Below are 26278 nucleotides of genomic sequence, written 5' to 3'. Positions count from 1 at the left end.
GGTGAAGTAAATGATCAACAAGGAAAACCGGCTGAACTCACCAAAAGGCGAGGGTCTCGTAAAAGGATCGACCGCCGGGATCGGCGAAATGCTCGGCAAGATGCTCCTCGGCTGGCGTTCCCTGTTCCTCGGCTGCGCGGGAACAGCAGCCGGTTTCATCGGCGCATTCACCAACAGCGGACTCACCACAAGGGCAGCCCTCTTGGCCATCGGCGTCGCTTCCTTCGCGCTTGCATGGGTGACGTTGCGCCACATGAAGGGTCAGCGGAACGCACGCAACGGTCCTGAGCGCTGACCGCTCGCGACTCGGGGCATCGGGCTGTGAGCCAGGAGCATCCCCATGCTCACAGCCCGATGCCCGGCGATCTTGATTGGGACGCATCGCTCTTCCCGTTTTCCAGGGCGGGTCCTGCCGCACCCCCGAGGTGCGACATACCTTATACAGAAAACTTTAATGATCTTCTAGTTAAAAGTGGGTGCACATCCGTGAAGTTGGCCCGTGTTTCCGCAGTCGTCGTTGCCGCCGCGCTGGCCCCGGCTGTTCTGTTCTCCTCTCCGGCGGTCGCCGCCGACGACGGCAAGGCATCCGGGGTCGCCGCCTCGGAGAAGGCCGCTGAGGTGAAGCCGGAAGAAGGCACCGACAAGAAGCAGGCCGAAGAGGACAAGGCCGCGATTCTGAAGATCCTCGGCGAGGAGAACATCGGCCGCGGTCTCAAGACGAGGGCCGAGAAGGCGCTCAACGGCACGCCTGCGGATATGCGCGCATTCCTCACCACCGGCCAGTACGCGGGCCGTGACGAGGACAACCGCTTCGCGATCCTCAGGATGCTCGGAATGAGCAAGGACGTCGGCCCGGGCGTCCGGGAAGCCGCGAACAAGGCGCTCGACGGTACCCCCGAGGACCGGGTGAAGTTCCTGGAGAGCGGCTACAAGGGAGCTCGGACCGCGGATGACCGGGTTCGTGCCGTTCAGATTCTGAGCGCCGGTGGGCCCGCCGTGCGGGAAGCCGCGAAGACGGCGCTCAAGGGAACGCCCGAGGATGTTCGGCGCTTCCTGGAGGTGGGTCAGTACGAGGCCCGCGCCAAGGACGAGGCCGCCGAGAAGGCCGCCAAGGAAGCCAAGGACAAGGAGAAGAAGGAGAAGGAGCAGAAGGAGGGGAAGGACGGCGCCGGGACCGGCGGTGACAAGGACGGCAAGCCGTCCACCGGCGATCAGGCCAAGCCGGAGACCAGCGGTGGCGGCAGCGATGCCAAGCCCGCGGCCGACGTCGCCGTGAAGCCCGCCGCGAAGGACACTGCCGTCGGCGGGCAGATGGCCGCCACCGGCGCCGGTTCCTCGCTCCCCTGGGCCGTGGGTGGCAGTGCTGTCGCCCTCGCCGCCGGTGCGGGCATGCTCGTGACGGCGCGCCGTCGCCGCGCCGCGAACTGAAGGCCGGCCGGGAGGGGGGAGGGGCGGAGCACCGCCCCTCCCCCCTTTCCCTTACGCGAGCTCCGGATGCCGTACCCGGACCGCCTCCGTTCCCTCCGCGTTGTGGCGTTCCGCCCACCCTTCCAGGGCCGTGCGGCACGCGTGGTCCAGGTGGCGGACCGCTGACAGGTCGAGTTCGACCGGGCGGTCCTGCGGGAGGGCCTCCAGGGTTTCCAGCAGGCGCGGGAGGCGCAGGAAGGTGGCGTGGCCCGTGATCGTCACGACCAGGCGGCCGCCGGTGAGTTCGCGGGTCTCGACGTGGACGTGGGAGACCTCCCACGCCGTCTTGACCACCGCCAGCAGCAGCCCCAGCACCACGCCCTCGAACATGCTGGTCGTCACGATCGCGACGGCCGTGGCCGCCAGTACCAGTGCCTCGCCGCGGTGCTCCCGCCACAGCGGGCCGATCTCCTTGACCGGCACCAGCTTGCAGCCCGCGTGGACGAGAACGCCCGCCAGCGCGGCCAGCGGGATGACGCCGATCGCGGCGGGCAGTGCGACAGCGAAAATCAGCAGCCACAGGCCGTGGAGGACGCGGGAGAGCGATGTCTTGGCGCCCGCTTGGACGTTGGCGGCGCTGCGGACGATGACGGCGGTCATGGGGAGGGCGCCCAGGACGCCGCAGACCGTGTTGCCCACGCCCTGTGCCAGGAGCTCCTTGTCGTAGTGGGTGCGCGGGCCCTGGTGCATCCGGTCGACCGCGGCGGCGCTGAAGAGGGATTCCGCCGAGGCGATGAGGGTGAAGGCCAGGACCGTGCCGAGGACGGCGACGCTGCCGAGGGAGGTGAGGTCGTTGAGGCCCGGGGGCTGGATGGCGTCGGCGAGGCCCTTGACCTCGACACGGGCGATGTCCAGGCCGGCGGCCGCGGTGACCGCCGTGGCCAGGGTGACGGCCACCAGCGGGGCGGGGACGAGCCGGGCCTTCCCGGGGAGCTTCTTCCACAGGACGAGGACGGCGATGGTGCCCGCGCCCACCGCACACGCGACAACGGAGTCGCGGCCGGTCACGGCGTCCACGGCGAGACCCGGCAGGCCCGTGATCTTCGCGAGGCCCGAGCCCGGCTGCTTGGCGCCGGCCATGGTGTAGAGCTGGCCGAGGACGAGCACCAGCCCGATGCCCGCGAGCATGCCCTGGACGACCGCGACGGATATCGCGCGGAACCAGCGGCCGAAGCGCAGCGCGCCCAGGGTCAGTTGGAGCACGCCGGTCGCCAGCACGATGGCGCCCAGGGTGCCCAGGCCGAACTCCTTCACCGCCTCGAAGACGAGGACGGTCAGCCCGGCGGCCGGACCGCTGACCTGGAAGGTGCTGCCCGGCAGGGCGCCGACGACCAGGCCGCCGACGATGCCGGTGATCAGGCCGAGTTCGGCCGGGACACCCGAGGCGACGGCCACGCCGACGCACAGCGGGAGGGCCACCAGGAAGACGACCAGGGAGGCGAGGGCGTCCTGGCGCAGCGCGCCCGGTCCGCCCTCGCCGGAGGTAGTGAGGGTTTTGCGGGTGGAGAGCATGAACGTGGGGGTTCCTTGTGGGTCGCTCGCGTGGCGGACGGGGGCATCTCCCGCCCGCCACGCGAAGAAGTCCGCTTGCCTTGCTTGCGTCGTGGCAGCGCCCGTCGCGGCGCCCGGCCGCCTCAGAGGGGCCCGAACGTACTGCTGTCCCCGCCGGGTCGGTGCGCACGGACCGCACCCGTGTGGACCTCGTAGTACCAGGCATGGAGGGAGAGCAGCCCTTCCTCGACGCGTTCGCGGACGCACGGGTAGGTGCGCAGCCGGTCGAGCTGGGCCACGGCGTGCCGCTGGACCGCGTCGGCGAGATCGGCGCCGAAGGACGAACCGGCCGCCTGTGTCGCGAGCCAGTCGCGGACGGCGGGGGCGGCGGAGAGGTCGTCGCCCTGGACGAGGGCGCTGATCGCGCCGCAGTGGGAGTGGCCGCAGACGACGATGTCGCGGACGCCGAGCACGCGCACGGCGTACTCGATGGTGGCGGTCTCGCCCATGGGGCGGCCGCCGCCGTACTCGGGAACGATGTTGCCGGCGGTGCGGAGTTCGAAGAGTTCCCCGGGCCGGGCGCCGGTGATGAGCGAGGGGACGACGCGTGAGTCGGAGCAGGTGATGAACAGCGCCTCCGGCGACTGGCCGGATTGGAGGGCACGGAAGCTCTCGGCGCGTTCGGAGTCCGCGACGTGGGCCGCGAAGGAACGGGCGTGGACTATGAGCGACTTCATGATGGGCCTGCCTCCTGCGCCCGTGACGCGTGTGGGGACGCGCCGGGCACGGTGTGGTCGGGTCGGATCAAGAGCGACGGACGCCGGGGTACCCGGTGTCCGGATGCGGCGCGCCGGGGCCACTGCTTCGGGGCACACCGGCTGCCGGGGCCCGATTCTGCCCGGCCGCCGCGACAAACACTTTACCTGCGCATTACCCGTCGATGACAGATCGAAGTTTCGTCAAATACTGGACAACCATGGCCCGCGCAAGGCGACTTGACGCCACGTGTGCACGGCCCGTCACCAACCGCCGTCCGGACGATGGGATTCCGCCCGCGCCCCTGCTGGTGTTGCCATTCCGATATCCGGAAAGGGGGTGACGACCGGAGGCACCCTCACCTAGATTTCCAGCGCATTACGGCAAGTGATCGCACAGGGGACGGAGTCACCGCATGTCGGAACCACCCGAGCATCCACCCGGCCGCGCGGCCGCACAAGCCGCCACGGACGGCCATAAACCACTCTTGACCGTACGCAACCCGGTCTTGACCGTCCCGCTGATCGTCGCGGGGGTATGCCTCGCCATCCCCTTCGTGGCGATGCTCTGGGTGGACTCCTACGCCAGGCTCACCCCGGCTCTCATCGGCATCCCCTTCTTCTACTGGTACCAGATGCTCTGGGTGCTGCTGTCCACTCTCCTCACCGTCATCGCCTACGTCATCGTGCGTCGGCGTGAGGAGGCGGTGCGCCGGGAGCGGCACGCGGGGGGTGAGAGGGGATGAAGGACGGCGTGAACGGCGTGGCACTCGCCGTCTTCCTTTTCTTCTTCGTCGTCGTGACGGTCATGGGCTTCCTCGCCGCCCGGTGGCGAAGGGCCGAGAACTCCGACAACCTCGACGAATGGGGCCTGGGCGGCCGCTCCTTCGGCACCTGGGTCACCTGGTTCCTGCTGGGCGGGGACCTCTACACCGCCTATACGTTCGTGGCGGTACCGGCGGCGATCTACGCGGCGGGCGCGGCGGGCTTCTTCGCCGTGCCGTACACGATCATCACCTACCCGCTGGTCTTCACCTTCCTGCCCCGTCTGTGGTCGGTGGCGCACAAGCACGGCTATGTGACGTCGTCGGACTTCGTCCGGGGCCGGTTCGGCTCCCGCGGCCTCTCCCTCGCCCTCGCGGTGACCGGGATCCTGGCCACGATGCCGTACATCGCGCTGCAACTGGTCGGCATCCAGGCGGTGCTCGACGTCATGGGCGTCGGCGGCGGCGAGAACACCAACTGGTTCGTCAAGGACCTGCCACTGCTCATCGCCTTCGGCGTGCTCGCGGCCTACACCTACTCCGCCGGGCTGCGCGCCCCAGCGCTGATCGCCTTCGTCAAGGACGCGCTGATCTACATCGTGATCATCGTGGCGATCATCTACATACCGATCAGACTGGGCGGCTTCGAGCACATCTTCGGCAAGGCCGGCGAGGCGTTCGCGACCGAGAATCCCGCTACCGGAAAACCCCGGGGTTCGCTGATCCCGGGAGCGGAGACGCAGTGGGCTTACGCGACGCTGGCGCTCGGCTCGGCGATGGCGCTCTTCCTCTATCCGCACTCGGTGACGGCGGTCCTCTCCAGCAGGAGCCGCAATGTCATCCGCCGGAACACCACCATCCTTCCCCTCTACTCCCTGATGCTGGGCCTGCTGGCGATGCTCGGCTTCATGGCCATCGCCGCCGGGGTGAAGGTGAAGAACGGCCAGCTGGCGATCCCCCAGCTCTTCGAGGACATGTTCCCGGACTGGTTCACCGGGGTGGCCTTCGCCGCGATCGGCATCGGCGCGCTCGTACCGGCGGCCATCATGTCGATCGCCGCAGCAAATCTCTTCACCCGCAACATCTACAAGGACTTCCTCAAACCGGACGCCTCCCCCGAACACGAGGCGAAGGTATCGAAGCTCGCGTCCCTGCTGGTCAAGGTCGGCGCGCTCGTTTTCGTCCTCACCATGGACAAAACGGTCGCCATCAATTTCCAGCTGCTGGGCGGCATCTGGATCCTCCAGACCGTGCCCGCGCTCGTCGGCGGGCTCTTCACCCGCTGGCCCCACCGCTGGGCGCTGCTCGCGGGCTGGGCGGCCGGTATGACGTACGGGACGTGGCGGGCGTACGCCACACCGAGCGCCACCCAGGACCACTTCGGGAACACCAACCTCATCCCCTTTATTGGGGAAAAGGGATATATCGGACTTACCGCCTTTATCCTTAACGTGATCGTCGTCATCGTCGCGACGGTCGTCCTCAAGGCGCTGAAGGTGCCCGACGGCGAGGACCGGACCCGGCCCTCGGACTACACGGCCGACGCCGGTGACCCGGGGGTCAGCGCGGACCTCCCGCCGGCCACCGCAGGAGCCCCCGGCGGGCACTGACCCGCCACCCCCGGGACCACCGCCCGGAGGCCCCCCGGAGGGCCGCCACATCCCCGCCCAGGGGGCGTGGCGGCCCTCTTCTCTTGCCCTTCCAGGTACGCCCGTTAGCACATTCCGCGACCGTCTCATGACGCGACGACACAACATGTGGGGGCGCGTGCGAGACCCGGCACTAGATGTATGCTCGTCTCCGCTGTCGTCGCAGGGGAATCCGGTGGAAATCCGGAACTGTCCCGCAACGGTGTATGTGTGCGCATATACCCAGCGCACCTGAAGTCCGACGACCTGCCGACAGCGCGCCCACCACCGAGCCTGCCCCGGCTCGGTCATGGGCGTTGAATTCGTCCGGGCCTCGCGGGTTGGGCCGATGGACGCCTACGAGGCATGCCCTGGTGCAAGTGGCATGCGCGTGCGCGGCCATCGCTCTCCCGCCCGGCCCACCCAGCCGAGCGAGGGAGAGCCTCAGTGACCATCGCGCCCGCAGATCCGGTTTCAGCTCCGGTCTCAGCGAACGCGGAAGCGACCGGCGGCCCCGGGACCGCGCTCCTGCGCACCCTGACCGACCTCACCGCCGACCTTCCGGCCACCGACCCCGGCAAGGTCGCCGCCGCCGCGCTCCGCGGCCGCAGCGCCGCCGCGGACGACGCCGAGCTGCGCTCCCTCGCCACCGAGGCCGCCGCCGGCCTCATCTCGGAGGAGCCCGAGTACTCCAAGCTCGCCGCGCGCCTGCTCACCCTGGCCATCGCCGACGAGGCGGCCGGCCAGGGCGCCACCTCCTTCTCCGCCTCTGTCGAGGTCGGACACCGCGAGGGGCTCATCGCCGACGACACGGCCGCCTTCGTCCGCACCCACGCCGCACGTCTGGACGCCCTCGTCGAGGCCGCCCTCACGGACGGCGCGGACGACCGCTTCGGCTACTTCGGCCTGCGCACCCTGCACAGCCGTTACCTGCTGCGCCACCCGATCCACCGCGACGTGATCGAGACCCCGCAGCACTTCCTGCTGCGCGTGGCCTGCGGTCTCGCCGAGGACCACTCGGAGCGGGCCCTGGACGACGTCGCGGAGCTGTACCGGCTGACGAGCACCCTCTCGTACCTGCCGTCCTCCCCGACGCTGTTCAACTCCGGCACCCGCCACCCGCAGATGTCGTCCTGCTACCTGCTGGACTCCCCGCTGGACGAGCTGGACTCCATCTACGACCGCTACCACCAGGTGGCGCGTCTGTCGAAGCACGCGGGCGGCATCGGCCTGTCGTACTCGCGCATCCGCTCGCGCGGCTCGCTGATCCGGGGCACCAACGGTCACTCCAACGGCATCGTGCCGTTCCTGCGCACCCTCGACGCCTCCGTCGCCGCCGTCAACCAGGGCGGCCGCCGCAAGGGCGCGGCCTGTGTCTACCTGGAGACCTGGCACGCCGACATCGAGGAGTTCCTGGAGCTCCGCGACAACACCGGTGAGGAGGCCCGCCGCACCCACAACCTCAACATCGCGCACTGGATCCCGGACGAGTTCATGCGCCGCGTCGAGACGGACGCGGACTGGTCGCTCTTCTCCCCCGCCGACACCCCGGACCTGGTCGACCTCTACGGCGACGAGTTCGACGCCGCGTACCGCAAGTACGAGGCCGAGGGCAAGGCCGTCAAGACCATCCCGGCGCGTGTGCTCTACGCCCGGATGATGCGCACCCTCGCGCAGACCGGCAACGGCTGGATGACCTTCAAGGACGCCGCCAACCGCACGGCCAACCAGACGGCCGAGAAGGGCGCGGTCGTCCACTCCTCGAACCTCTGCACCGAGATCCTCGAGGTCACCAACGACGGCGAGACCGCGGTCTGCAACCTGGGCTCGGTCAACCTCGCGCAGCACCTCGGTGCCGACGGCGAGATGGACTGGGAGAAGCTCGACCGTACGGTCCGTACGGCCGTCACCTTCCTCGACCGCGTCGTGGACATCAACTTCTACCCGACCGAGCAGGCCGGCAGCTCCAACAGCCGCTGGCGCCCGGTGGGCCTGGGCCTCATGGGCCTCCAGGACGTCTTCTTCCGGCTGCGCCTGGCCTTCGACTCGGCCGAGGCGAAGGAGCTGTCCACCAAGATCTCCGAGCGGATCATGCTGGCGGCGTACGAGGCCTCCGCGGACCTCGCCGAGCGCCACGGCCCCCACCCGGCCTGGGCCGCGACCCGCACCGCCCGCGGTGTGCTCCACCCGGACCACTACCCCAACGCCGTCGCCGCGTGGGAGGACCGCTGGGAGGCGCTGCGCGCCCGCATCGCCGAGGTCGGCATGCGCAACTCGCTGCTGCTCGCCATCGCCCCGACGGCGACCATCGCCTCCATCGCCGGCGTCTACGAGTGCATCGAGCCGCAGGTCTCCAACCTGTTCAAGCGCGAGACGCTCTCGGGTGAGTTCCTCCAGGTCAACACCTACCTGGTGGAGGACCTCAAGAAGCTCGGCGTGTGGGACCGCGCCACCCGCGAGGCCATGACCGAGGCCAACGGCTCCGTCCAGGACATGAAGTGGATCCCGCAGGAGGTCCGCGACCTGTACCGCACGGCCTGGGAGATCCCGCAGCGCGCCCTGATCGACATGGCCGCGGCCCGTACGCCGTACCTGGACCAGAGCCAGTCGCTGAACCTGTTCATGGCCTCCCCGACCATCGGCAAGCTCAGCTCGATGTACGCGTACGCCTGGAAGCAGGGCATCAAGACGACGTACTACCTGCGCTCCCGCCCGGCGACCCGGATCGCCCGCGCGGCGTCCGGCGGTGCCGCCGCCGCGACCGCCGCGACCATCCCGGTGCAGCAGGTCGCGCCCGACGAGGACGCCATCGCCTGCTCCCTTGAGAACCCCGAGTCCTGCGAGGCCTGCCAGTAATGAGCTCCACCGAACAGAAGAACCTGCTCGACCCGGGCTTCGAGCTGACGCTGCGCCCCATGCGGTACCCGGACTTCTACGACCGCTACCGCGACGCGATCAAGAACACCTGGACCGTCGAGGAGGTCGACCTCCACTCGGACGTCGCCGACCTCGCCAAGCTGTCCCCGGGCGAGCAGCACATGATCGGCCGCCTGGTCGCGTTCTTCGCGACCGGCGACTCGATCGTGGCGAACAACCTCGTGCTGACGCTGTACAAGCACATCAACTCGCCCGAGGCGCGCCTCTACCTGTCGCGGCAGCTGTTCGAGGAGGCCGTGCACGTCCAGTTCTATCTGACGCTGCTCGACACCTACCTGCCCGACCCGGACGACCGCGCCGCGGCGTTCGACGCGGTGGAGAACATCCCCTCCATCCGCGAGAAGGCGCAGTTCTGCTTCAAGTGGATCAACGAGGTCGAGAAGATCGACCGCCTGGAGACGAAGGCCGACCGCCGTCGCTTCCTGCTCAACCTGATCTGCTTCGCGGCCTGCATCGAGGGCCTGTTCTTCTACGGCGCCTTCGCCTACGTGTACTGGTTCCGCAGCCGCGGCCTGCTGCACGGCCTGGCGACCGGCACCAACTGGGTCTTCCGCGACGAGACCATGCACATGAACTTCGCGTTCGAGGTCGTGGACACCGTCCGCCAGGAGGAGCCCGAGCTCTTCGACGACGAGCTCCAGCAGCAGGTCACCGACATGCTGAAGGAGGCCGTGGAGTGCGAGCTCCAGTTCGGCCGCGACCTGTGCGGTGACGGCCTGCCGGGCATGAACACCGAGTCCATGCGCGAGTACCTCCAGTGCGTCGCCGACCAGCGCCTCCAGCGCCTGGGCTTCGCCCCGGTCTTCGGCTCGGAGAACCCTTTCTCCTTCATGGAGCTCCAGAACGTCCAGGAGCTGACCAACTTCTTCGAGCGCCGCGCGTCCGCGTACCAGGTGGCGGTCGAGGGCACGGTCGGGTTCGACGAGGAGTTCTAAGCCCCTGTAAGGGGCGCGGGGAACTGCGCGACCGGCCACGGCCGGTCCGCAGGTTCTGACAACACGGCGAAGGGCCCGTACGGAAACATTCCGTACGGGCCCTTCGTCATGACGACTAGTCGTTGGCGACGACCGGATACCGCGGCGTACCCTCCGCCATCTGGCGAAGCGCGTCCTTGCGGTCCCGCTTCGACAGACGGTCGATGTACAGGTAGCCGTACAGGTGGTCCGTCTCGTGCTGGAGGCAGCGGGCGAAGTAGCCGGTGCCCTCGACGGCGATCGGGTTGCCGTGGATGTCCTGACCGCGCACGACGGCGTAGTCGGGGCGGGCGAGGGCGGCGTAGGCCGTCGGCACGGACAGGCAGCCCTCGTTGGAGTCGTCCAGGATGCGGCGGTCGGCCGGCAGGTCGTCCAGGACGGGGTTGATGACGTGGCCGACGTGGCGGACGCCCTCGTCGTCGGGGCAGTCGTAGACGAAGACCTTGAGGTCGACGCCGATCTGGTTGGCGGCCAGGCCGACGCCCTCGGCGGTGCGCTGGCTGGCGAACATGTCGTCGACCAGCTGCGCGAGCTTCTCGTCGAACTCGGTGACGTCCCGGCACTCCTTGTGCAGGACCGGGTTGCCGACGACGGTGATCGGACGGGAGGTGCCCCGCTCGCGGTGCGCGAGCTCGCGCTCCTCGCAGTTCTCGGTGTCCACGATGAACTCGCTCTTCGGCTCGTCGTTCACCGACTGCTCAGTGTCTTGCTGCGACATCTCCGCCGTACGCCTCTCTCACAACCCGAAAGCAATATCTTGCCCTGAACCCATAGGGCCCCATACAGGGTACGGGGGCCGGGGCGCGAGCTCAGCAGACCTCTTCGAGATCCCGCCACTCGCGGGTGTCGGGGCTGTCGGCGACCCAGCCGTCCAGCAGGCCGCGCACCAGGCCGGGCGGGGCCGCGATGCCGCACTCCCGCTCGGGCACCCACAGGGATCCGGAGCCGGAGCCTGCCGTGCGGTGGCCGAGGGGGCCGGGGTGGCCGGGCTCGCTGTGGTCGTGGGGGTCGAGGTGCTCGCCGTCGCCCTCGTCGCTGGGCATCCGGCTCTCCGAGCACGTACGGCACAGCAGGCGCACGGAGGAGGACCAGTCCTCGGCGGCGAAGCCCGCGTCGGCCGCGAGCCGCTCCAGGGCGTCCCGGTCGGCCTCGGTGGCGGCCTCCAGCAGTACGACCCAGGTGGGGACGGGCGAGGGGGCCCACAGCTCGATCTCGTCGAAGACCGGGTAGGCGGGCCCGGCGGCGGTGACGCGCTCGCCGTGCGGGACGCCGTCGTGCAGCACGACCTCGCCCCAGCGGCGGCCGGAGGACGGCAGCGGGATGGAGAGCACCTCGATGCGCGCCGGGTCGAGCCGGCGGCCCCAGACGACCTCGGCCTCGCCCTCCGGGGAGAGGCGCACGGCCGCGCTGCCCAGCTCCATGCCGGCCGGCTCACCGGCCGGGCCGCCCTCGCCGGGCACCTTGAGCCCGTAGGCCTGCCAGGCGCGGCGGGCCAGCGGCCAGTCCTGGAGGGCGGTGGCGGCGATGCCCACGTTCCACCAGTCCGGAGCGCCGGCCTCGCGGTCGAGCAGGGCCACCGCGCGCAGGCCGGCGGCGCGGGCCTGCTCCCAGTCGTGCCGGAACTTGTGCAGCAGGGCGAGGTTGAACCATGACTCGGAGAGCCAGGGCTCCATGTCGGCGGCCCGCGTCAGCAGCGCGCCCGCGTCCTCGTACCGGCCGTCGCCGATGAGCGTGAAGGCACGGTCGGTGGCCTGCCGCCACGAGGCGGAAGGCCGGTGCCGTACCCTGCCGAAGATCCTCACGATTCCCGCCTGCCGGTTTCTGCGTGTTCCGCGTGCGACCACGCCGGATGGACCGGGTGGCGACCGCCGTCCTCCCTGACGACTGCCGGCCACACCCCATGGGTTCCGGGGAGCACTGCCGCCCTCACCGTCTCCTTGCCGACGACGGCGCGCATGACACCCCCCGATTTCCGCGTTCTCGCCATTCTCTTTGTCTTCTTCGCATCCAACCATGCCCTTCCGGACGCCCGCTCATTACCCGTGGGTTCGGCGGGCTAGTCCCGGTTCGCCCGCACTCCCGCGAGTGCGGTGGTGCGGGCCGCCGTGCGCGAGCACCCTCGCGAGCGCCTCCACCACCCGGGGCTCGTGGTCGTGCGCGGTGGCCAGGCGCAGCCGCTCCAGCGCGCGCAGCGGACCGCACGCCGGGTTGCCCGCGAGGTCGTCGTAGGCGTTGACCGTCCGGACGATACGGGCGGTGAGCGGCTGGTCCCGGTATGGATCCGCTTGGCGCTCGACCACCAGTGCGACTTCTGGCGGTACGCCGGTCTGCCGCACCACGGCGCCGCCCAGCAGGGCGATCCGGCGGCGCTCCTCGGCGGGCAGCGGCTCGGTGGCGCCGGCGGGCACGGGTTCGAGGAGGGAGAGCTGGCCGATGTCGTGCATCAGCGCGGCCTCCTCGACGACGGCGAGGCCGGCTGCGGACAGGCCCAGTTCCCGGCCGACGGCCCGGCCGAGCGTCGCCACGCGGCGGGCATGCCCGGCGGGGGTGTAGCCGGCGATCTCGGTGGCGCGGGCGAGGGAGGCGACGGTCTGCCGGCGGGTGGCCCGTACGGCCTCGTAGCGGTGCACGGACAGCTGGGTGACCAGCAGCGGCAGGCAGAACACGGGCAGCGCCCAGAGGCCGGCAACGGCCACGGCCAGCGCCAGTACGACGCCGGTGGCGCCGATCGCCGAGCCGATGCCGGGCAGGGCGCGCAGCTCCTCGCGGAGCGCCGGGCCGTACGGGCCGCCGGTGCGGGCGCGGGTCAGGGCAGCCGCCAGGACGGCGTCACAGAGGGCGGTGAGGGCGAGGAGAAGGAGCAGGAACAGGGGGTAGTACGGGCTGTGGGCGAACCGGGGGCCGAGGGCGCCGGAGGCGTGGAGGGGCTGGAAGCAGAGGGCGGCGAACCCGGCGCCCAGGACACGGCGGGCGAGCCGGTCCAGCGCGGGGGGCCGGCCGACGGCTCCCGCGAGGGTCGCGCCCAGCACGACGGCCACGACCTGCGCGGCGCCGTGCGAGGCGGGTTCGCCGCCGATCTCGCCGAGCAGCGCGTACGCGAGGGTTCCGGCCGATCCGACGGGCGCGGTCTCGCGCACCCCGCCGCCCCCGGCCGGCCGCCGCCGCGCGGCCTCCCCCAGCGCGATGAGCGCCCCATAGGCGAGAGCCACCTGCGGCTGCGCGACCCCCCACCACGCGGTCCACACGAGCGCCCCGAGCGCGGCGCCCCCGGCAAGCGCGTGCACCCCCCGCACAACCGGCACGGCACCTGCCGGGCGGCCCCGCGAGGGGGGCCGACGGCGGCGGCCGGGGTGGGCCGGGCCGGTGGCCGACGGAGACGGCGCGGGGCCGGTGCCCCGCGCGGGGCGCCCGTCCCGCCCGCCGGGCGCCGGTCCACTTCCGGGGGCGGCCCCCGACACCTGCCCCGCACGCGGCAGCGCCCGTGCGGGGTGTCCGTCCTGACCATCGGGAGCCTGCACGCTGCCAGGCACGGTCCCCGGTGCTTGCCCCACCCCGGGCAGGCCCCACGCCGGGCGCCCGCTCCTATTCGGCGCGGCCGCAGAGGGCGCGGCGTCCGCGCTCTGCGGACGGCTCGCTCCAGAGCGCTCCCCCGGTGTGCCGTGGCCTCCCGGCAGGCGCCCCTCCCCGCCGTCACCAGCCGTCGGCGCACCGCCGGGCGCCGCGTCCGGCGCCTGCGCCGCCCCTGGGCGGCTCCGCGCCGGGCGCCCGTCCCGGTCGCGGGGCACCGACGCGCCCCCGGGCCCCGCGCCCGCCCCCCGGCGCGCCCCCGGCACAACCCCCTCCGCAGGGGCCGATGGGCGTGGCCCCCCGCCCCCGGGGTGGCCCGCCGTCATGCCGGGCCACCCGGGTGCGCGAAGCCCGCCGCAGGCGAGGTCGCCGGCGAACAGTGATCAACAGGGACGTTTCGGCTGGGCGGAATGATGTCTTCCGGACAGCGTTCGCGAGGGCTCGCGGGGCGCCAGCCGTGGCGGTCGAGGGCGCGGGAGAGGGCGGCGACCATGCGGGGGTCGAAGTGGGAGCCCGAGCAGCGGTGGAGCTCGGCCAGGGCCACCGGGACGGGGCGGGCGCGGCTGTAGCTGCGGGTGGAGGTCATCGCGTCGAAGGCGTCCGCCACGGCCACCACCCGGGCGAACTCCGGGATCTGATGCCCCATCAGGCCATAGGGGTAGCCGCTGCCGTCCAGGCGCTCGTGGTGGTGGAGGATCGCGTCACGCGCCTCGCCGAGGAAGCCGATGCCGCGCACCATCTCGTGCCCGTACTCGGGGTGGAGCTCGATGACGCGGCGCTCCTCCGCGGTGAGCGGGCCGTCCTTGCGGAGCAGCCGGGTGGGGACGCCGAGCTTGCCGACGTCGTGGAGGGTGCCGGCGAAGCGGACGGCCTCCAGGCGGTCGCCGGTGATGCCCAGTTCCCGGGCGATCAGCACGGACGCGCGGCCGACGCGCTCGCTGTGGCCGCGCGTGTAGCGGTCCTTGAGGTCGACGGCCTGGACCAGCGCCCGGACCGTCGCCTGGTGCGCGGCGCGCTCACGGCGGCAGCGGTCCAGGACCCAGGAGGAGACGGACATGGGGAGCAGCACCAGCAGGGCCGCCACAGGCCCGTACGCGCTGTGCCACAAGAGCGCCGTCATCAGGCCCGTCGGCCCGTGGAGCAGCGGCGGCACCAGCGCTGCCGGCAGCGGCGCGCCCCAGGCCGCGCGCGGGGAGCGGCCCTCGGCGGCGACCAGGACGCCGCCGTCGAGCGCGGTGACGACCAGGGCGAGCGTCAGCGCCGCGGCGAGCGCGGGCAGCAGGGCGTACGGGAGGGCATGCGACGCCGGGGCGCCCAGCCCGTGGACGTAGGAGGCCGCGCTCGCGGCGAGGGAGAACTGCGCCGCGTGCCACAGCCGCCGTACCCACACGGGCCGCCGGCCGACCCGTCCCAGGAGCGCGCCGGGCACGGCCACCAGCCCGGCGGCCCCGGGCGGCAGCAGAAAGGCCCCGGCGAGCAGTACGGGCACGGTCAGCGGGCAGCGCGGCAGTCGCTCGGAGACGACGCAGAGGCCCGCGAGGAGCGCGACCGCCCCCCAGGGCACGGCGGAGGCGTCCCGCATAGCGGGCACGGCGCACAGCGCGGCGGCGAGCACGGCCCCCGCGATATACACGCGAGCCGCCGCCGGAAGTGCCCCCATGGCGCGTCCTCCCCGACCCTTGGACCTGGCGTCTGGATGGGGAGAATAGGCTCAGCCGAGCCGGGAAAACCGCCCCGTTGGTATTGCGCCGTCCGTTCGGGTGACGTTCCCGGGTGCGGTGGTTTGGATCAACGGCGTCGGCCTACCGCCGACGCCGGACCGGTGGTCAGTCCCGCTTCGCGGCGGCCTCGGCCGCCCGCGCCTCGGCGACCACGTCCTGGTCCGGCACGGCCTCCCCGGCGCGGATCAGCTCGATCCGGCCCATGACCTTGGAGCGGAGGTCGGCCGGCACGTCGTCGTGGCCGCAGCAGCGCTTGACGAGCTTCTTCACGGCCTGTTCCAGCCCGTACTTCTCCAGGCAGGGCGAGCACTCGTCGATGTGCACCTCGAACTCGGCGCACTTGCCGTCGGGCATCTCGTGATCGAGGAACTCGTAGAGATGGTCGAGGACTTCAGAGCAGTCCGTCTCGTGCGGGTCTCCGCAGCTCATGAGTCCGACCCTTTCCGGTTGTGCGACGCGTCGGGCCCGTTCGGCGCGGGGGCGGCACCGGCCGGGACCAGTCCGCGCTCGCGGGCGTAGTCCTCCAGCATGCCGCGCAGCTGACGACGGCCGCGGTGCAGCCGGGACATCACCGTGCCGATGGGGGTACCCATGATGTCCGCGATCTCCTTGTACGCAAAGCCCTCGACGTCCGCCAGGTAGACCGCGATGCGGAACTCCTCCGGAATGGCCTGGAGGGCCTCCTTGACATCGGAGTCGGGGAGGTGGTCGAGCGCCTGGGACTCGGCGGAGCGCAGTCCCGTCGACATGTGCGACTCGGCACGCGCGAGCTGCCAGTCCTCGATCTCCTCCGACGCGCTGCGCAGCGGCTCGCGCTGCTTCTTGCGGTAGGAGTTGATGAACGTGTTGGTCAGGATGCGGTACAGCCAGGCCTTGAGGTTGGTGCCGTCACGGAACTGGTGGAAGGACGCGTAGGCCTTGGCGTACGTCTCCTGCACCAGGTCCTCGGCGTCGGCGGCGTTGCGCGTCATGCGCAGCGCGGCCGAGTACATCTGGTCGAGGAAGGTCAGGGCGTCCCGCTCGAAGCGGGCATTGCGCTCCGCCACGGTCTCGGCATCCCGTCCGCTCGCGGTGTTCTCCGCGTCGGTCCCAGCGACCGGACCCACCTCCTCCAACACCATGGCGGCGCCCTTGTCGGACCCGCTCGAATCGGAGAATAGACGACGATCCGGTCCGCCCGCCGCTCCAGCCACGGCCGGATCCGCCATGCTCATGACCGCCCATCCCGGGTCGGCCGTGTGCGGGCGGGACGGGCATGCGATCGAACCCATGCGGGGAGCTCCCATTCCTTCGTCTGTGCCGGTACCTGACTACAGACCGCACAACAGCACGCCCCCGTGGATCATTCCCGGCGGTAGGAAACTTCTCCGGAAGGCCCTCAGATCGCCTTGAGCCACATCCCCACGGCGTCGGTGATCACGGCCAGGGCCTCCGTCTGGGTGACGTCCGCCTTCTTGGGCACCGCGAAGCCGTGGTCCCCGGCCGGCACCGTCACCGGCTCGGTGCCCGGCGGGAACTCCTCCGGCCGGCCGAAGGGGTCGCGGGCGCCCTGCACCACGAGCGTGGGCAGGCCCGCGCCGGTCAGTTCACCGGCCCGGGACTTCTCCGGCTTGCCCGGCGGGTGCAGCGGGAAGCTCAGCGCGAGCACGGCCGCCGCGCCCAGCTCCGCGGCCGTCCGGCACGCCACCCGGGCCCCCGCGCTGCGGCCGCCCGCCACGACGGGCAGCCCGGGGGCGGCGAGCGCGGGCCACAGCGCCCGCCATGCCTCGTCGAGCGCCTTGGGCGCCGGGGCCACCTTCTTGCCGGCCACCCGCCACGGCTGCTCGACGAGGGCCACGGTGACCCCGTCCAGGGGCAGGGCGGCGGCGAGCGCCTGGAGGTCACGGGCCTCCACTCCCCCGCCCGCGCCATGGCCCAGGGCGAGCACGAGGCGGGCGTCCGGCGCGAGGTACCAGTGGACGCGGGCGTCCCCGGCGGGGGTCGGCACGTCCTGCGCGGTCTCAGCGATCTTTGTCGTCACCGCTCCATCCTGCCGCCCCGCCCCCTTCAGAACAGCGTCGACTCCTCCGGCGCCGCCAGCTCGGTCAACAGCTCGGGGCCGTTGTTGCGGACGTCGCTGACCGCCGTGGCGACCGGGTACGCCCGGACGAGCCCGGGAGGCGGCGGCGCCAGCAGCCCCCGCAGCTCCTCCGGATCCGTACGGGCGGGATCCAGCCAGGCCTCCCAGCGGTCGGGGGTGAGCAGCAACGGCATCCGCGGATGGATCTCCGCCAGGGAGCGGGGACCGGGTTCGACAGCCCCCCTTTCGACAGAACCGGAGGGTGTCGCCATGGCGAACGGCTCCGTTTCCGCCTCGGTGGTTATCACCGAGCAGGTCGCCCACCACGCCTGCGGATGGTCCGGCGGCAGCGTCGGGTCGCGCCAGAACTCGTACACCCCGGCCATCGCCATCACCGAGCCGTCGACGGGCGTGACGAAGTACGGCTGCTTCCGGGTGCGCTTGCGGCGCCCCTTCTCCTCCAGCTCGCGCTCCTGCGCGCCGGTGACCCACTCGTAATAGCCGTCCGCCGGGAGCAGACAGCGCCGGGACTCGAAGGCCCGCCGGAAGGACGGCTTCTCGTGGACCGTCTCCGACCGGGCATTGATCATCTTCGCCGCGCCCTCGGGCGACTTCGCCCACGACGGCACCAGCCCCCACCGCAGCGCCCGGAGCTGGCGAACCGGACGCCGGTCCGCTGCGTCTTTCAGAGGACGTTCGAGCACCGCGTACACGCTCTTCGTCGGCGCCACGTTCCAGTCCGGAGCCAGCGTCTCCTCCGGTACCCACTTCTCCACCTCGAAGAGCCCGGCCAGGTCCTCCGGCCGCCGACTCGCCGCATATCGCCCGCACATGGGTGCCACACTGCCACGAAGACGCTAGGAGCGGCTCACAGATGGACAGCAGCACCACCGCCACCGACCTGTGGAACCGCGTCGTCGGCACCCAGCCCCACCCCTCACTGTGGCTGGTTCTCGCCACCGGCGTCATAGCCCTCGCCGCCGTCACCCCTTACGGCGTCTGGCGCGTCACCCGCAACGCGATCACCATCGCCCACGAGGGCGGCCACGCGATCGTCGCCCTGCTCAGCGGGCGCCGGCTGGACGGCATCCGGCTGCACTCCGACACCTCGGGGCTGACCGTCTCCCGGGGCCGGCCGACCGGGCTCGGCATGATCCTCACCGCGGCGGCCGGCTATCCGGCGCCCTCCCTGCTGGGCCTGGCCGGGGCCGCCCTGCTGGCGGCCGGGCACACCACCGCGCTGCTGTGGGGCGCGGCGGCGCTGCTCGCCGCGATGCTGGTGATGATCCGCAACGCCTACGGGGCGCTGACCGTGGTGCTCTCGGGGGCGGCGTTCGTCCTGGTGTCCTGGCTGGCCGGGCCGCAGGTGCAGGCGGCGTTCGCCTACGGGGTGGTGTGGTTCCTGCTGCTGGGCGGCGTCCGGCCGGCCTTCGAGCTCCAGCGCAAGCGGCGGCACGGCGGCGCCCCCGACTCGGACGCGGACCAACTGGCACGGCTGACGCACGTCCCCCCGGTGGTGTGGCTGGGCCTCTTCCACGTCGTTTCCCTGTGCTCCCTGGCCGGGGGAGGCCGCTGGCTGCTCGGACGGTGACCGGCGGCGAACCACTAAGGTGAGGGCATGACCGAGAGCCCCGTGCACACCGACCTCTGGCCCGCCCCCGTCGCGAACGGGGCCGTCGACGCGACCGTCACCGTGCCCGGATCGAAGTCCGTCACCAACCGCGCCCTGGTGCTGGCCGCTCTCGCCGCCGAGCCCGGCTGGGTGCGCCGCCCGCTGCGCTCGCGCGACACCGTCCTCATGGCCGACGCGCTGCGCGCCATGGGCGTCGGCATCGAGGAGGGCGTGGGCCCGGACGGCACCGGAGAGGCCTGGCGTGTGATCCCCGCCCGGCTGCACGGCCCGGCCGAGGTCCTGGTGGGCAACGCCGGCACCGTCATGCGCTTCCTGCCGCCCGTCGCGGCCCTCGCCGACGGCCCGGTCCGCTTCGACGGCGACCCCCGCAGCTACGAGCGCCCCCTGCACGGCGTGATCGACGCGCTGCGCGCGCTGGGCGCCCGCATCGACGACAACGACCGCGGCGCCCTGCCGCTGACCGTGCACGGCTCCGGCGCCCTGGACGGCGGCCCGGTGGAGATCGACGCCTCCTCGTCCTCGCAGTTCGTCAGCGCGCTGCTGCTTTCGGGTCCGCGCTTCAACCAGGGCGTCGAGGTCCGGCACATGGGCGCGTCCCTGCCGTCGCTGCCGCACATCCGGATGACCGTGGACATGCTGCGCGCGGCCGGTGCCCAGGTCGACACCCCGGAGTCCGGCGGCGAGGCGAACGTCTGGCGGGTCTCCCCCAGCGCCCTCCTCGGCCGTGACCTGGTCGTCGAGCCGGATCTTTCCAACGCCGCGCCGTTCCTGGCCGCCGCCCTGATCACCGGTGGCCGGGTCACCATCCCGGACTGGCCCGAGCGCACCACCCAGCCCGGCGACTCCCTCCGGGAGATCTTCACCGCCATGGGCGGCCGCTGCGAGCTCACCGACGCCGGCCTGACCTTCACCGGCACCGGCCGGATCGCCGGCATCGACGTCGACCTCCACGACGTCGGTGAGCTCTCGCCCGTGATCGCCGCGGTGGCCGCGCTGGCCGACTCCGAGTCCGTCCTGCGGGGCATCGCCCACCTCCGGCTGCACGAGACCGACCGTCTCGCCGCCCTGGCCAAGGAGATCAACGAGCTCGGCGGCGACGTCACCGAGACCGAGGACGGCCTGCACATCCGCCCGCGCCCGCTGCACGGCGGCGTCTTCCATACCTACGAGGACCACCGGCTGGCCACCGCGGCCGCCGTCATCGGCCTCGCCGTCGAGGGCGTCCAGGTGGAGAACGTGGCCACCACCGCCAAGACCCTGCCCGACTTCCCGGAGCTGTGGACCGGGATGCTCGGATCCGTCGCGGGGGCGACGACGGCGCCGAGAAGCTGAGAGACCTGGAAGCACCATGCGCCGCTACGGCAAGCACACCGACGAGGACGACGTCCGCGTCCGCCCCAACCGCAAGGGCAACCGCCCCCGCACCAGCATCCGGCCCAAGCACGAGGACGCCGCCGAGGGCCTCGTCCTCACCGTCGACCGCGGCCGGCTGACCGTCCTGGTCGAGGACCGGAAGATCACCGCGATGAAGGCCCGCGAACTGGGCCGCAAGAGCGCCGTCGTCGGCGACCGGGTCGCCGTCGTCGGCGACCTCAGCGGCGCCAAGGACACCCTCGCCCGGATCGTGCGTGTCGAGGAGCGCAGCTCCGTGCTGCGCCGGACGGCCGACGACGACGACCCGTACGAGCGAGTGGTCGTCGCCAACGCCGACCAACTGGCGATCGTCACCGCCCTCGCCGACCCCGAGCCGCGTCCGCGCCTGATCGACCGCTGTCTGGTGGCGGCCTACGACGCCGGGCTGGAGCCGCTGCTGGTGCTCACCAAGTCGGACCTGGCGTCCGCCGAGACGCTGATGGAGTCCTACGGCTCGCTGGGCGTGCCCTATCTGGTGACCAACCGCGAGGAGCTGGCGAACGGGGACGCCGCCGACCGGGTCCGCGAGCAGCTCGCGGGGCGCGTCACCGCGTTCGTCGGGCACTCCGGCGTCGGGAAGACGACGCTGGTCAACGCGCTCGTACCGGAGCGGCAGCGGGCCACCGGCCATGTCAACCGGGTCACCGGCCGGGGCCGGCACACCACCACCTCGGCGCTGGCCCTGCCGCTGCCCGACGGCTCCGGCTGGGTGATCGACACCCCGGGCGTACGGTCCTTCGGGCTGCACCACGTGAACCCGGCGCGGGTCATCCACGCCTTCCCGGACCTGGAGCCCGGCACCGAGGGCTGCCCCCGCGCGTGCAGCCACGACGAGCAGGACTGTGCGCTGGACCAGTGGGTGGCCGACGGCCACGCCGACCCCCAGCGGCTGTACTCCCTGCGGCGGCTGCTGGCGACCCGGGAGCGCCGCGAGGGCGACTGACCGACCGCGTTCGCGATCGCCCACGTTTGCGAGTGACCTCCAGCGGCAAGGGCATGCAAGGACACGCGGAGCACCGGTGCGCACGGGGCGGTCCGCGGAACGGGAGGCAATCTGATGGCGTGGCTGCTGGTCGTCGTCGCCGGAATCCTGGAAACCGGCTTCGCCGTCTGTCTCAAGCTCTCGCACGGTTTCACCCGGCTGTGGCCCACGATCGCGTTCGCGGCCTTCGCCCTCGGCAGCTTCGGCCTGCTGACGCTCTCGCTGAAGAAGCTGGACGTGGGCCCGGCCTACGCCGTGTGGACGGGCATCGGCGCGGCCGGGACGGCGATCTACGGCATGGTCTTCCTGGGCGACCTGGTCTCCACCCTCAAGATCATCTCCATCTCCCTGGTGATCGTCGGGGTGATCGGGCTCCAGCTGTCCGGCTCCTCGCACTGAGTACGGCCCGTCCCGCGCTCACCCCTCGGCCAGCAACGCCCGGACCAGCCCGGCGATCTCCGCCGCGACCTCCTCGTCCGGGGCTGCCGGGGCGATGACGTACGAGAGGGTCAGCCGGACCGCCGCCTCGCAGGCGCGCGACACGATGTCGGGAGGCAGGCCGGGCGCGTCGGCGCCCACGGCACCGGCCACGCTGTCGCGGATCCGTTCGACCAGGGCGCCCGGTGCGAGCGCGCCCCTGGGCGGTCGCGCCTCGCGCCCGGCGCGGGGCGCCGGTACGGACGGCGCGGCGGCGGGCGGCAGCCGGTCGCCGCGGCAGCCGGTGAGCGCGGCGCGGACGAAGGGGTTCGCCCGTGCCGTCCGGAGCGTCCACAGGGCCGCGGCGGCGCAGCGGTCCCCGGCGTCGGCGGTGTCCGGCGCGGCGGCGAGGGAGTGCTCCACCCCGGCGAGGAACGTCTCGGCCTCCCGGCGCACCAGGGCGCGCGCGAGGCCGTCCTTGCTGCCGAATTCGTTGTAGAGGGTCTGCCGGGAGACCCCGGCCGCGGCCGCGACGTCGACCATCCGGACCCCGTGCCAGGGCCGGGTGGCGAGCGCCGTGAAGGCCGCGTCCAGCAAGAGCTCTCGTGCCGCGGGCATCGTCGCCTCCCCGGCCGTACGGCCGCACGACAGTGGATGGCCAGGGCACAGAATTGACGCGCCGCCGGACGGTGTCAAGAGCCTTCACAGGTCGCGCCGCGCACGCCCCGGCCTTGGCCACGGGTAGTGTGCGTGGCATGTCCGATTACCACGATGATCTGCGTCTGGCCCATGTCCTGGCGGACGCCGCCGACGCGGCCACCATGGACCGGTTCAAGGCTCTCGACCTCAAGGTCGAGACCAAACCGGATATGACCCCGGTGAGCGAGGCGGACAAGACCGCCGAGGAGCTGATCCGGGGCCAGCTCCATCGCGCCCGGCCGCGTGACGCGGTGATGGGCGAGGAGTTCGGCATCGAGGGCTCGGGCCCGCGCCGCTGGGTGATCGACCCGATCGACGGCACCAAGAACTACGTCCGCGGAGTGCCGGTCTGGGCGACGCTGATCTCCCTGATGGTGCAGACGGAGTATCAGGGCGAGATCGGTTACGAGCCGGTGGTGGGCCTGGTGTCGGCGCCGGCGCTGGGCCGGCGCTGGTGGGCGGCGAAGGGGGCGGGCGCCTACACCGGGCGCAGCCTGACGTCGGCCAACCGGCTCCAGGTCTCCCGGGTGGGCCGGATGGGAGACGCGTCGTTCGCCTACTCCTCGCTGAGCGGCTGGGAGGAGCGCGGGATGCTGCCGGGCTTCCTGGAGCTGACGCGCGCCTGCTGGCGGACGCGCGGCTACGGCGACTTCTGGCCGTACATGATGGTCGCCGAGGGGTCGGTGGACATCTGCGCCGAGCCGGAGCTGTCGCTGTGGGACATGGCGGCGAACGTCGTCATCGTCGAGGAGGCGGGCGGCCGTTTCACGGGGCTGGACGGGCGTCCGGGGCCGCACAGCGGCAACGCGGCGGCGTCGAACGGGCTGCTCCACGACGAGATGCTGAACTACCTGCGGCGGTAAGCACTCGGGAGCGTCCTAAACCCACAGGCCGTCGTAAAAATCTGGCAAAAATCACCCTCGTTCAGAGCTTGTTAGCGCTCTTGACGGTGTGTGACGATGACAGCCTCCCCGGTTTGTGAACTTGTGAAGTCCGGTGTTTCCTGCTGGAGTTCACGGTTCCGGGAACGTTCCGGGAACGCATCGCAGTCCACCAAGGAGGTGGCTACGGCCATGCTCGTCCGCGACGCCATGAGCACGGTGGTCCTCACCATCGGCCCCGCGCACACCCTCCGCCAGGCCGCCCGGCTGATGTCCGCCCGCAGGGTGGGCGCGGCGGTCGTCCTCGACCCCGACACCTATGGGCTCGGGATCCTCACCGAGCGGGACATACTCGACGCGGTCGGGGCGGGCCAGGATCCCGACCGCGAGACCGCCCACGGCCACACCACCACCGACGTCGTCTTCGCGACCCCCGAGTGGACCCTGGAGGAGGCGGCGGCCGCGATGACGCGCGGCGAGTTCCGGCACCTGATCGTCCTCGACCGCAGCGAGGCGGTGGGGGTGGTCTCGGTGCGCGACATCATCCGCTGCTGGCTGCCCGCGCGCCGGCGCGCTCAGCCGGCGACGGTCTCCGCCTGAGCGGAGGGACATGAGCCGACGCGGAGGATGCCGGGAGCAGGCCGAAGAGGCCGGAGCCCCTTGGCGTCCGGCCTCTTCGGTTTGTACGGCAAGCGTCCAGGGTCGTCAGCCGCGCAGGGCCTGGACAGCGGCCTCCAACCGCTTGCCGTAGTCGGGGTCCGCCTGGCGGAAGTTGTTGATCGCGCGCTCGGCGATGTCGTCGCGCGACACCTTGGCGATGAAGCCGGCGAGGTTGGCGATCAGGCGCTCCTTCTCCGCCTCCGACATCAGGCGGTAGAGGTTGCCCGCCTGGACGAAGTCGTCGTCCTCGGCGTGCGAGGGAGCGACGTGGTTGCCGGTGGCCCCGGCGACGGGCACCGGCTGCCACAGCGGCCGGTCCGTCTGGAAGGGGCCGCCGAAGCTGTTCGGCTCGTAGTTCTTCGCGCCCTTGTGGCGGCCGTCGTAGAGGAAGCCGTCACGGGAGTGGGTGCGCGCCTCGGTGGCGTGCGGGCGGTTCACCGGCAGGTGGTCGGCGTTGACGCCGACGCGGTAGCGGTGGGCGTCGCCGTAGGCGAAGAGCCGGCCCTGGAGCATCTTGTCGGGGGACGGGCCGATGCCCGGCACGAAGTGGGCCGGCGAGAAGATCGACTGCTCGACCTCGGCGAAGATGTTCTCGGGGTTGCGGTTGAGCTCCAGCTTGCCGATCTCGATCGGCGGGTAGTCCTCGTGCGGCCAGACCTTGGTCAGGTCGAACGGGTTGAAGCGGTAGTTCGCCGCCTCGTCCGCCGGCATGATCTGCACCTGGACGGTCCAGGTCGGGAAGTCGCCGCGCTCGATGGCCTCGCGCAGATCGCGCTGGTGGCTGTCGGGGTCCTCGCCCGCGAGCTTGTTGGCCTCGTCCTGGGTGAGGCTCTTGATGCCCTGGTCGGTCTTGAAGTGGTACTTGACCCAGAAGACCTCGCCGGCCTCGTTGCTCCACTGGTAGGTGTGGGAGCCGTAGCCGTTCATGTTGCGGTACGAGGCGGGGATGCCGCGGTCACCGAAGAGCCAGGTCACCTGGTGGGTGGCCTCGGGCGACAGGCCCCAGAAGTCCCAGACGTTGTCCGCCTCCTGAGAGCCGGTGTACGGGTCGCGCTTCTGGGTGTGGATGAAGTCGGGGAACTTGATGGCGTCCTTGATGAAGAACACCGGGGTGTTGTTGCCGACGAGGTCGTAGTTCCCCTCTTCGGTGTAGAACTTCAGCGCGAAGCCGCGGGGGTCACGGACCGCGTCCGCCGCGCCGAGGTTGCCGGCGACCGTCGAGAACCGCAGGAAGGTCTCGGTCTCCTTGCCCACCCGGGAGAGGAACTTCGCCCGGGTCCAGCGGGTGACGTCGGCGGTGACGGTGAAGGTGCCGTAGGCACCGGCGCCACGGGCGTGCACGACGCGCTCCGGGATCCGCTCGCGGTTGAAGTGCGCGAGCTTCTCCAGCAGCAGCTGGTCCTGGATCAGCATGGGGCCGCCGGCGCCCGCGCTCTCGCTGTTCTGATTGTCCGCGACCGGAGCACCGGACTCCGTGGTCAGCGGTCCGGTCACCGTTGCCGCCTCGCCGTTCGTCGACACGTACGCCTCCGTCGTCAGATCGTCTGTCCCTTGGCCTGAGCCGAGATCGATCCTACATTGGACTTTGTCTAAGTCAAGATGTGGACGACACAAATATGGGATCCAGTGGTGGACAAGGCCCGCTGCTACGCTGGTCCTATCTGACTGATAGGTGAATGGCATGAGTGACCTGCTGGAACGGCTCCGGGGCCGCGGCTGGCGGCTGACCGCGCAGCGACGCGTCGTCGCCGAAGTGCTCGACGGAGACCATGTGCACTACACCGCCGACGAGGTGCACGCCAAGGCCGCCGGTCTGCTGCCGGAGATCTCGCGCGCCACGGTGTACAACACGCTCGGCGAGCTGGTCTCCCTGGGCGAGGTCCTCGAGGTGAGCACGGACGGCCGCGCCAAGCGCTACGACCCCAACGCGCACCACGCCCACCAGCACCTGGTGTGCTCCCGGTGCGGCACGATCCGCGACGTCCACCCCTCCGGCGACCTGCTGGGCGACCTCCCGTCCGAGGAGCGCTTCGGCTTCCAGGTCTCCGCCGTCGAGGTGACCTACCGCGGCATCTGCCCGAACTGCGCCACGGCATGACGAAAGGCCCGGATCCTAAGGATCCGGGCCTTTCGTTTTCAGTAGCGGGGACAGGATTTGAACCTGCGACCTCTGGGTTATGAGCCCAGCGAGCTACCGAGCTGCTCCACCCCGCGTCGATGCGCTTACTCT

At 71.5% G+C, this 26278-nt stretch carries 25 protein-coding genes, 1 tRNA gene and 1 riboswitch; of the genes, 13 read left to right on the top strand and 13 right to left on the bottom strand.

Translation table 11 applies throughout. The features are described from left to right. Positions 1–10: 10 nt before the first annotated feature. Both RM609_RS28405 and RM609_RS28400 read left to right on the top strand, forming a co-directional pair. Positions 11–295, top strand: a complete 285-nt coding sequence (locus tag RM609_RS28405) for a hypothetical protein (protein ID WP_311614445.1) — start codon at positions 11–13, stop codon at positions 293–295. Positions 296–321: 26 nt separating this feature from the next. Beyond that, positions 322–1428 carry an ALF repeat-containing protein gene (locus RM609_RS28400; protein ID WP_311614443.1) on the top strand — a complete coding sequence of 369 codons (1107 nt, stop codon included), beginning with the start codon at positions 322–324 and terminating at the stop codon, positions 1426–1428. 51 nt (positions 1429–1479) lie between these two features. Here RM609_RS28400 and RM609_RS28395 read toward each other — a convergent pair whose 3' ends face one another. Both RM609_RS28395 and RM609_RS28390 read right to left on the bottom strand, forming a co-directional pair. Beyond that, a complete protein-coding gene (locus RM609_RS28395; protein ID WP_311614442.1) occupies positions 1480–2979 on the bottom strand; it encodes a SulP family inorganic anion transporter in 1500 nt (499 codons plus the stop codon). Positions 2980–3101: 122 nt separating this feature from the next. Next, positions 3102–3695 carry a carbonic anhydrase gene (locus RM609_RS28390; RefSeq protein WP_311614440.1) on the bottom strand — a complete coding sequence of 198 codons (594 nt, stop codon included), beginning with the start codon at positions 3693–3695 and terminating at the stop codon, positions 3102–3104. A gap of 506 nt (positions 3696–4201) precedes the next feature. On the opposite strand from RM609_RS28390, the gene RM609_RS28385 reads away from it, so the two are divergent. The 4 genes from RM609_RS28385 (at position 4202) to RM609_RS28370 (ending at position 9977) form a co-directional block, all read left to right on the top strand. Then, entirely contained in the window at positions 4202–4459 is a 258-nt protein-coding gene (locus tag RM609_RS28385) for a DUF3311 domain-containing protein (protein WP_311614438.1), read from the top strand. After that, the gene (gene mctP / locus RM609_RS28380) at positions 4456–6087 is read left to right on the top strand and encodes a monocarboxylate uptake permease MctP (protein WP_311614437.1); all 1632 of its coding nucleotides are present in this window, start codon (positions 4456–4458) and stop codon (positions 6085–6087) included. The genes RM609_RS28385 and mctP overlap by 4 nt, the downstream gene beginning before the upstream one ends. Positions 6088–6267: 180 nt before the next feature. After that, a riboswitch (cobalamin riboswitch) is annotated at positions 6268–6394 on the top strand. Between the two features lie 158 nt (positions 6395–6552). After that, on the top strand, positions 6553–8961 hold the full coding sequence (locus tag RM609_RS28375; RefSeq protein ID WP_311614436.1) for a ribonucleoside-diphosphate reductase subunit alpha: 2409 nt from the start codon (positions 6553–6555) through the stop codon (positions 8959–8961). Beyond that, positions 8961–9977 carry a ribonucleotide-diphosphate reductase subunit beta gene (locus tag RM609_RS28370; protein WP_311614435.1) on the top strand — a complete coding sequence of 339 codons (1017 nt, stop codon included), beginning with the start codon at positions 8961–8963 and terminating at the stop codon, positions 9975–9977. Before RM609_RS28375 ends, RM609_RS28370 begins: the two co-directional genes overlap by 1 nt. Positions 9978–10092: 115 nt before the next feature. Here the strand turns inward: RM609_RS28370 and def are convergent, their stop codons facing one another. The 8 genes from def to RM609_RS28330 all read right to left on the bottom strand — a co-directional run bounded on the left by def (position 10093) and on the right by RM609_RS28330 (position 18196). Further along, positions 10093–10734: a peptide deformylase gene (gene def / locus RM609_RS28365; protein WP_311614434.1), complete on the bottom strand. Its 642-nt coding sequence runs from the start codon at positions 10732–10734 to the stop codon at positions 10093–10095. A gap of 91 nt (positions 10735–10825) precedes the next feature. Next, positions 10826–11818, bottom strand: coding sequence for a tetratricopeptide repeat protein (locus RM609_RS28360; protein WP_229357584.1), 993 nt, complete (start codon positions 11816–11818; stop codon positions 10826–10828). Positions 11819–12052: 234 nt separating this feature from the next. After that, positions 12053–13318, bottom strand: a complete 1266-nt coding sequence (locus RM609_RS28355; RefSeq protein WP_438828556.1) for an HD-GYP domain-containing protein — start codon at positions 13316–13318, stop codon at positions 12053–12055. A gap of 587 nt (positions 13319–13905) precedes the next feature. Then, positions 13906–15243, bottom strand: coding sequence for an HD-GYP domain-containing protein (locus RM609_RS28350; RefSeq protein ID WP_311614431.1), 1338 nt, complete (start codon positions 15241–15243; stop codon positions 13906–13908). 166 nt (positions 15244–15409) lie between these two features. Then, entirely contained in the window at positions 15410–15733 is a 324-nt protein-coding gene (gene rsrA / locus RM609_RS28345; protein ID WP_311614429.1) for a mycothiol system anti-sigma-R factor, read from the bottom strand. Continuing rightward, on the bottom strand, positions 15730–16410 hold the full coding sequence (locus RM609_RS28340) for a sigma-70 family RNA polymerase sigma factor (protein WP_438828560.1): 681 nt from the start codon (positions 16408–16410) through the stop codon (positions 15730–15732). Before RM609_RS28340 ends, rsrA begins: the two co-directional genes overlap by 4 nt. Positions 16411–16682: 272 nt before the next feature. Beyond that, on the bottom strand, positions 16683–17324 hold the full coding sequence (locus RM609_RS28335; RefSeq protein ID WP_438828555.1) for an alpha/beta hydrolase family protein: 642 nt from the start codon (positions 17322–17324) through the stop codon (positions 16683–16685). Positions 17325–17350: 26 nt separating this feature from the next. Further along, positions 17351–18196 (bottom strand): SOS response-associated peptidase, encoded by an 846-nt coding sequence (locus tag RM609_RS28330; RefSeq protein ID WP_311614426.1) that lies wholly within the window; start codon positions 18194–18196, stop codon positions 17351–17353. Positions 18197–18237: 41 nt separating this feature from the next. On the opposite strand from RM609_RS28330, the gene RM609_RS28325 reads away from it, so the two are divergent. The 4 genes from RM609_RS28325 (at position 18238) to RM609_RS28310 (ending at position 21790) form a co-directional block, all read left to right on the top strand. After that, on the top strand, positions 18238–18954 hold the full coding sequence (locus tag RM609_RS28325) for a M50 family metallopeptidase (RefSeq protein ID WP_311614425.1): 717 nt from the start codon (positions 18238–18240) through the stop codon (positions 18952–18954). Between the two features lie 27 nt (positions 18955–18981). Continuing rightward, on the top strand, positions 18982–20328 hold the full coding sequence (gene aroA / locus RM609_RS28320) for a 3-phosphoshikimate 1-carboxyvinyltransferase (protein WP_311614424.1): 1347 nt from the start codon (positions 18982–18984) through the stop codon (positions 20326–20328). A gap of 16 nt (positions 20329–20344) precedes the next feature. Further along, the gene (gene rsgA / locus RM609_RS28315) at positions 20345–21352 is read left to right on the top strand and encodes a ribosome small subunit-dependent GTPase A (protein WP_311614423.1); all 1008 of its coding nucleotides are present in this window, start codon (positions 20345–20347) and stop codon (positions 21350–21352) included. 114 nt (positions 21353–21466) lie between these two features. Then, positions 21467–21790 (top strand): DMT family transporter, encoded by a 324-nt coding sequence (locus RM609_RS28310; RefSeq protein WP_311614422.1) that lies wholly within the window; start codon positions 21467–21469, stop codon positions 21788–21790. 18 nt (positions 21791–21808) lie between these two features. Here RM609_RS28310 and RM609_RS28305 read toward each other — a convergent pair whose 3' ends face one another. Further along, the gene (locus RM609_RS28305; protein WP_311614421.1) at positions 21809–22426 is read right to left on the bottom strand and encodes a TetR/AcrR family transcriptional regulator; all 618 of its coding nucleotides are present in this window, start codon (positions 22424–22426) and stop codon (positions 21809–21811) included. A 137-nt stretch (positions 22427–22563) separates the two neighbouring features. On the opposite strand from RM609_RS28305, the gene hisN reads away from it, so the two are divergent. Together hisN and RM609_RS28295 are read left to right on the top strand one after the other, a co-directional pair. Next, positions 22564–23370, top strand: a complete 807-nt coding sequence (hisN, locus tag RM609_RS28300) for a histidinol-phosphatase (protein WP_311614420.1) — start codon at positions 22564–22566, stop codon at positions 23368–23370. Between the two features lie 210 nt (positions 23371–23580). Then, complete coding sequence (locus RM609_RS28295; protein WP_311614419.1) at positions 23581–23988, top strand: CBS domain-containing protein; 408 nt, start codon at positions 23581–23583, stop codon at positions 23986–23988. 105 nt (positions 23989–24093) lie between these two features. Here RM609_RS28295 and RM609_RS28290 read toward each other — a convergent pair whose 3' ends face one another. Beyond that, a complete protein-coding gene (locus RM609_RS28290) occupies positions 24094–25569 on the bottom strand; it encodes a catalase (RefSeq protein WP_311614418.1) in 1476 nt (491 codons plus the stop codon). 160 nt (positions 25570–25729) lie between these two features. On the opposite strand from RM609_RS28290, the gene RM609_RS28285 reads away from it, so the two are divergent. Then, positions 25730–26146, top strand: a complete 417-nt coding sequence (locus RM609_RS28285) for a Fur family transcriptional regulator (protein WP_311614417.1) — start codon at positions 25730–25732, stop codon at positions 26144–26146. A 42-nt stretch (positions 26147–26188) separates the two neighbouring features. Here RM609_RS28285 and RM609_RS28280 read toward each other — a convergent pair. Next, positions 26189–26262 (bottom strand) — tRNA-Met (locus RM609_RS28280). Between the last annotated feature and the right edge of the window lie 16 nt (positions 26263–26278).

The sequence above is a fragment of the Streptomyces hesseae genome, assembly GCF_031845785.1.
GTDB classification, from domain to species: domain Bacteria; phylum Actinomycetota; class Actinomycetes; order Streptomycetales; family Streptomycetaceae; genus Streptomyces; species Streptomyces hesseae.
Note: the sequence above shows the minus strand (reverse complement) of the source record. Positions and strands in the feature narration are given on the sequence as shown.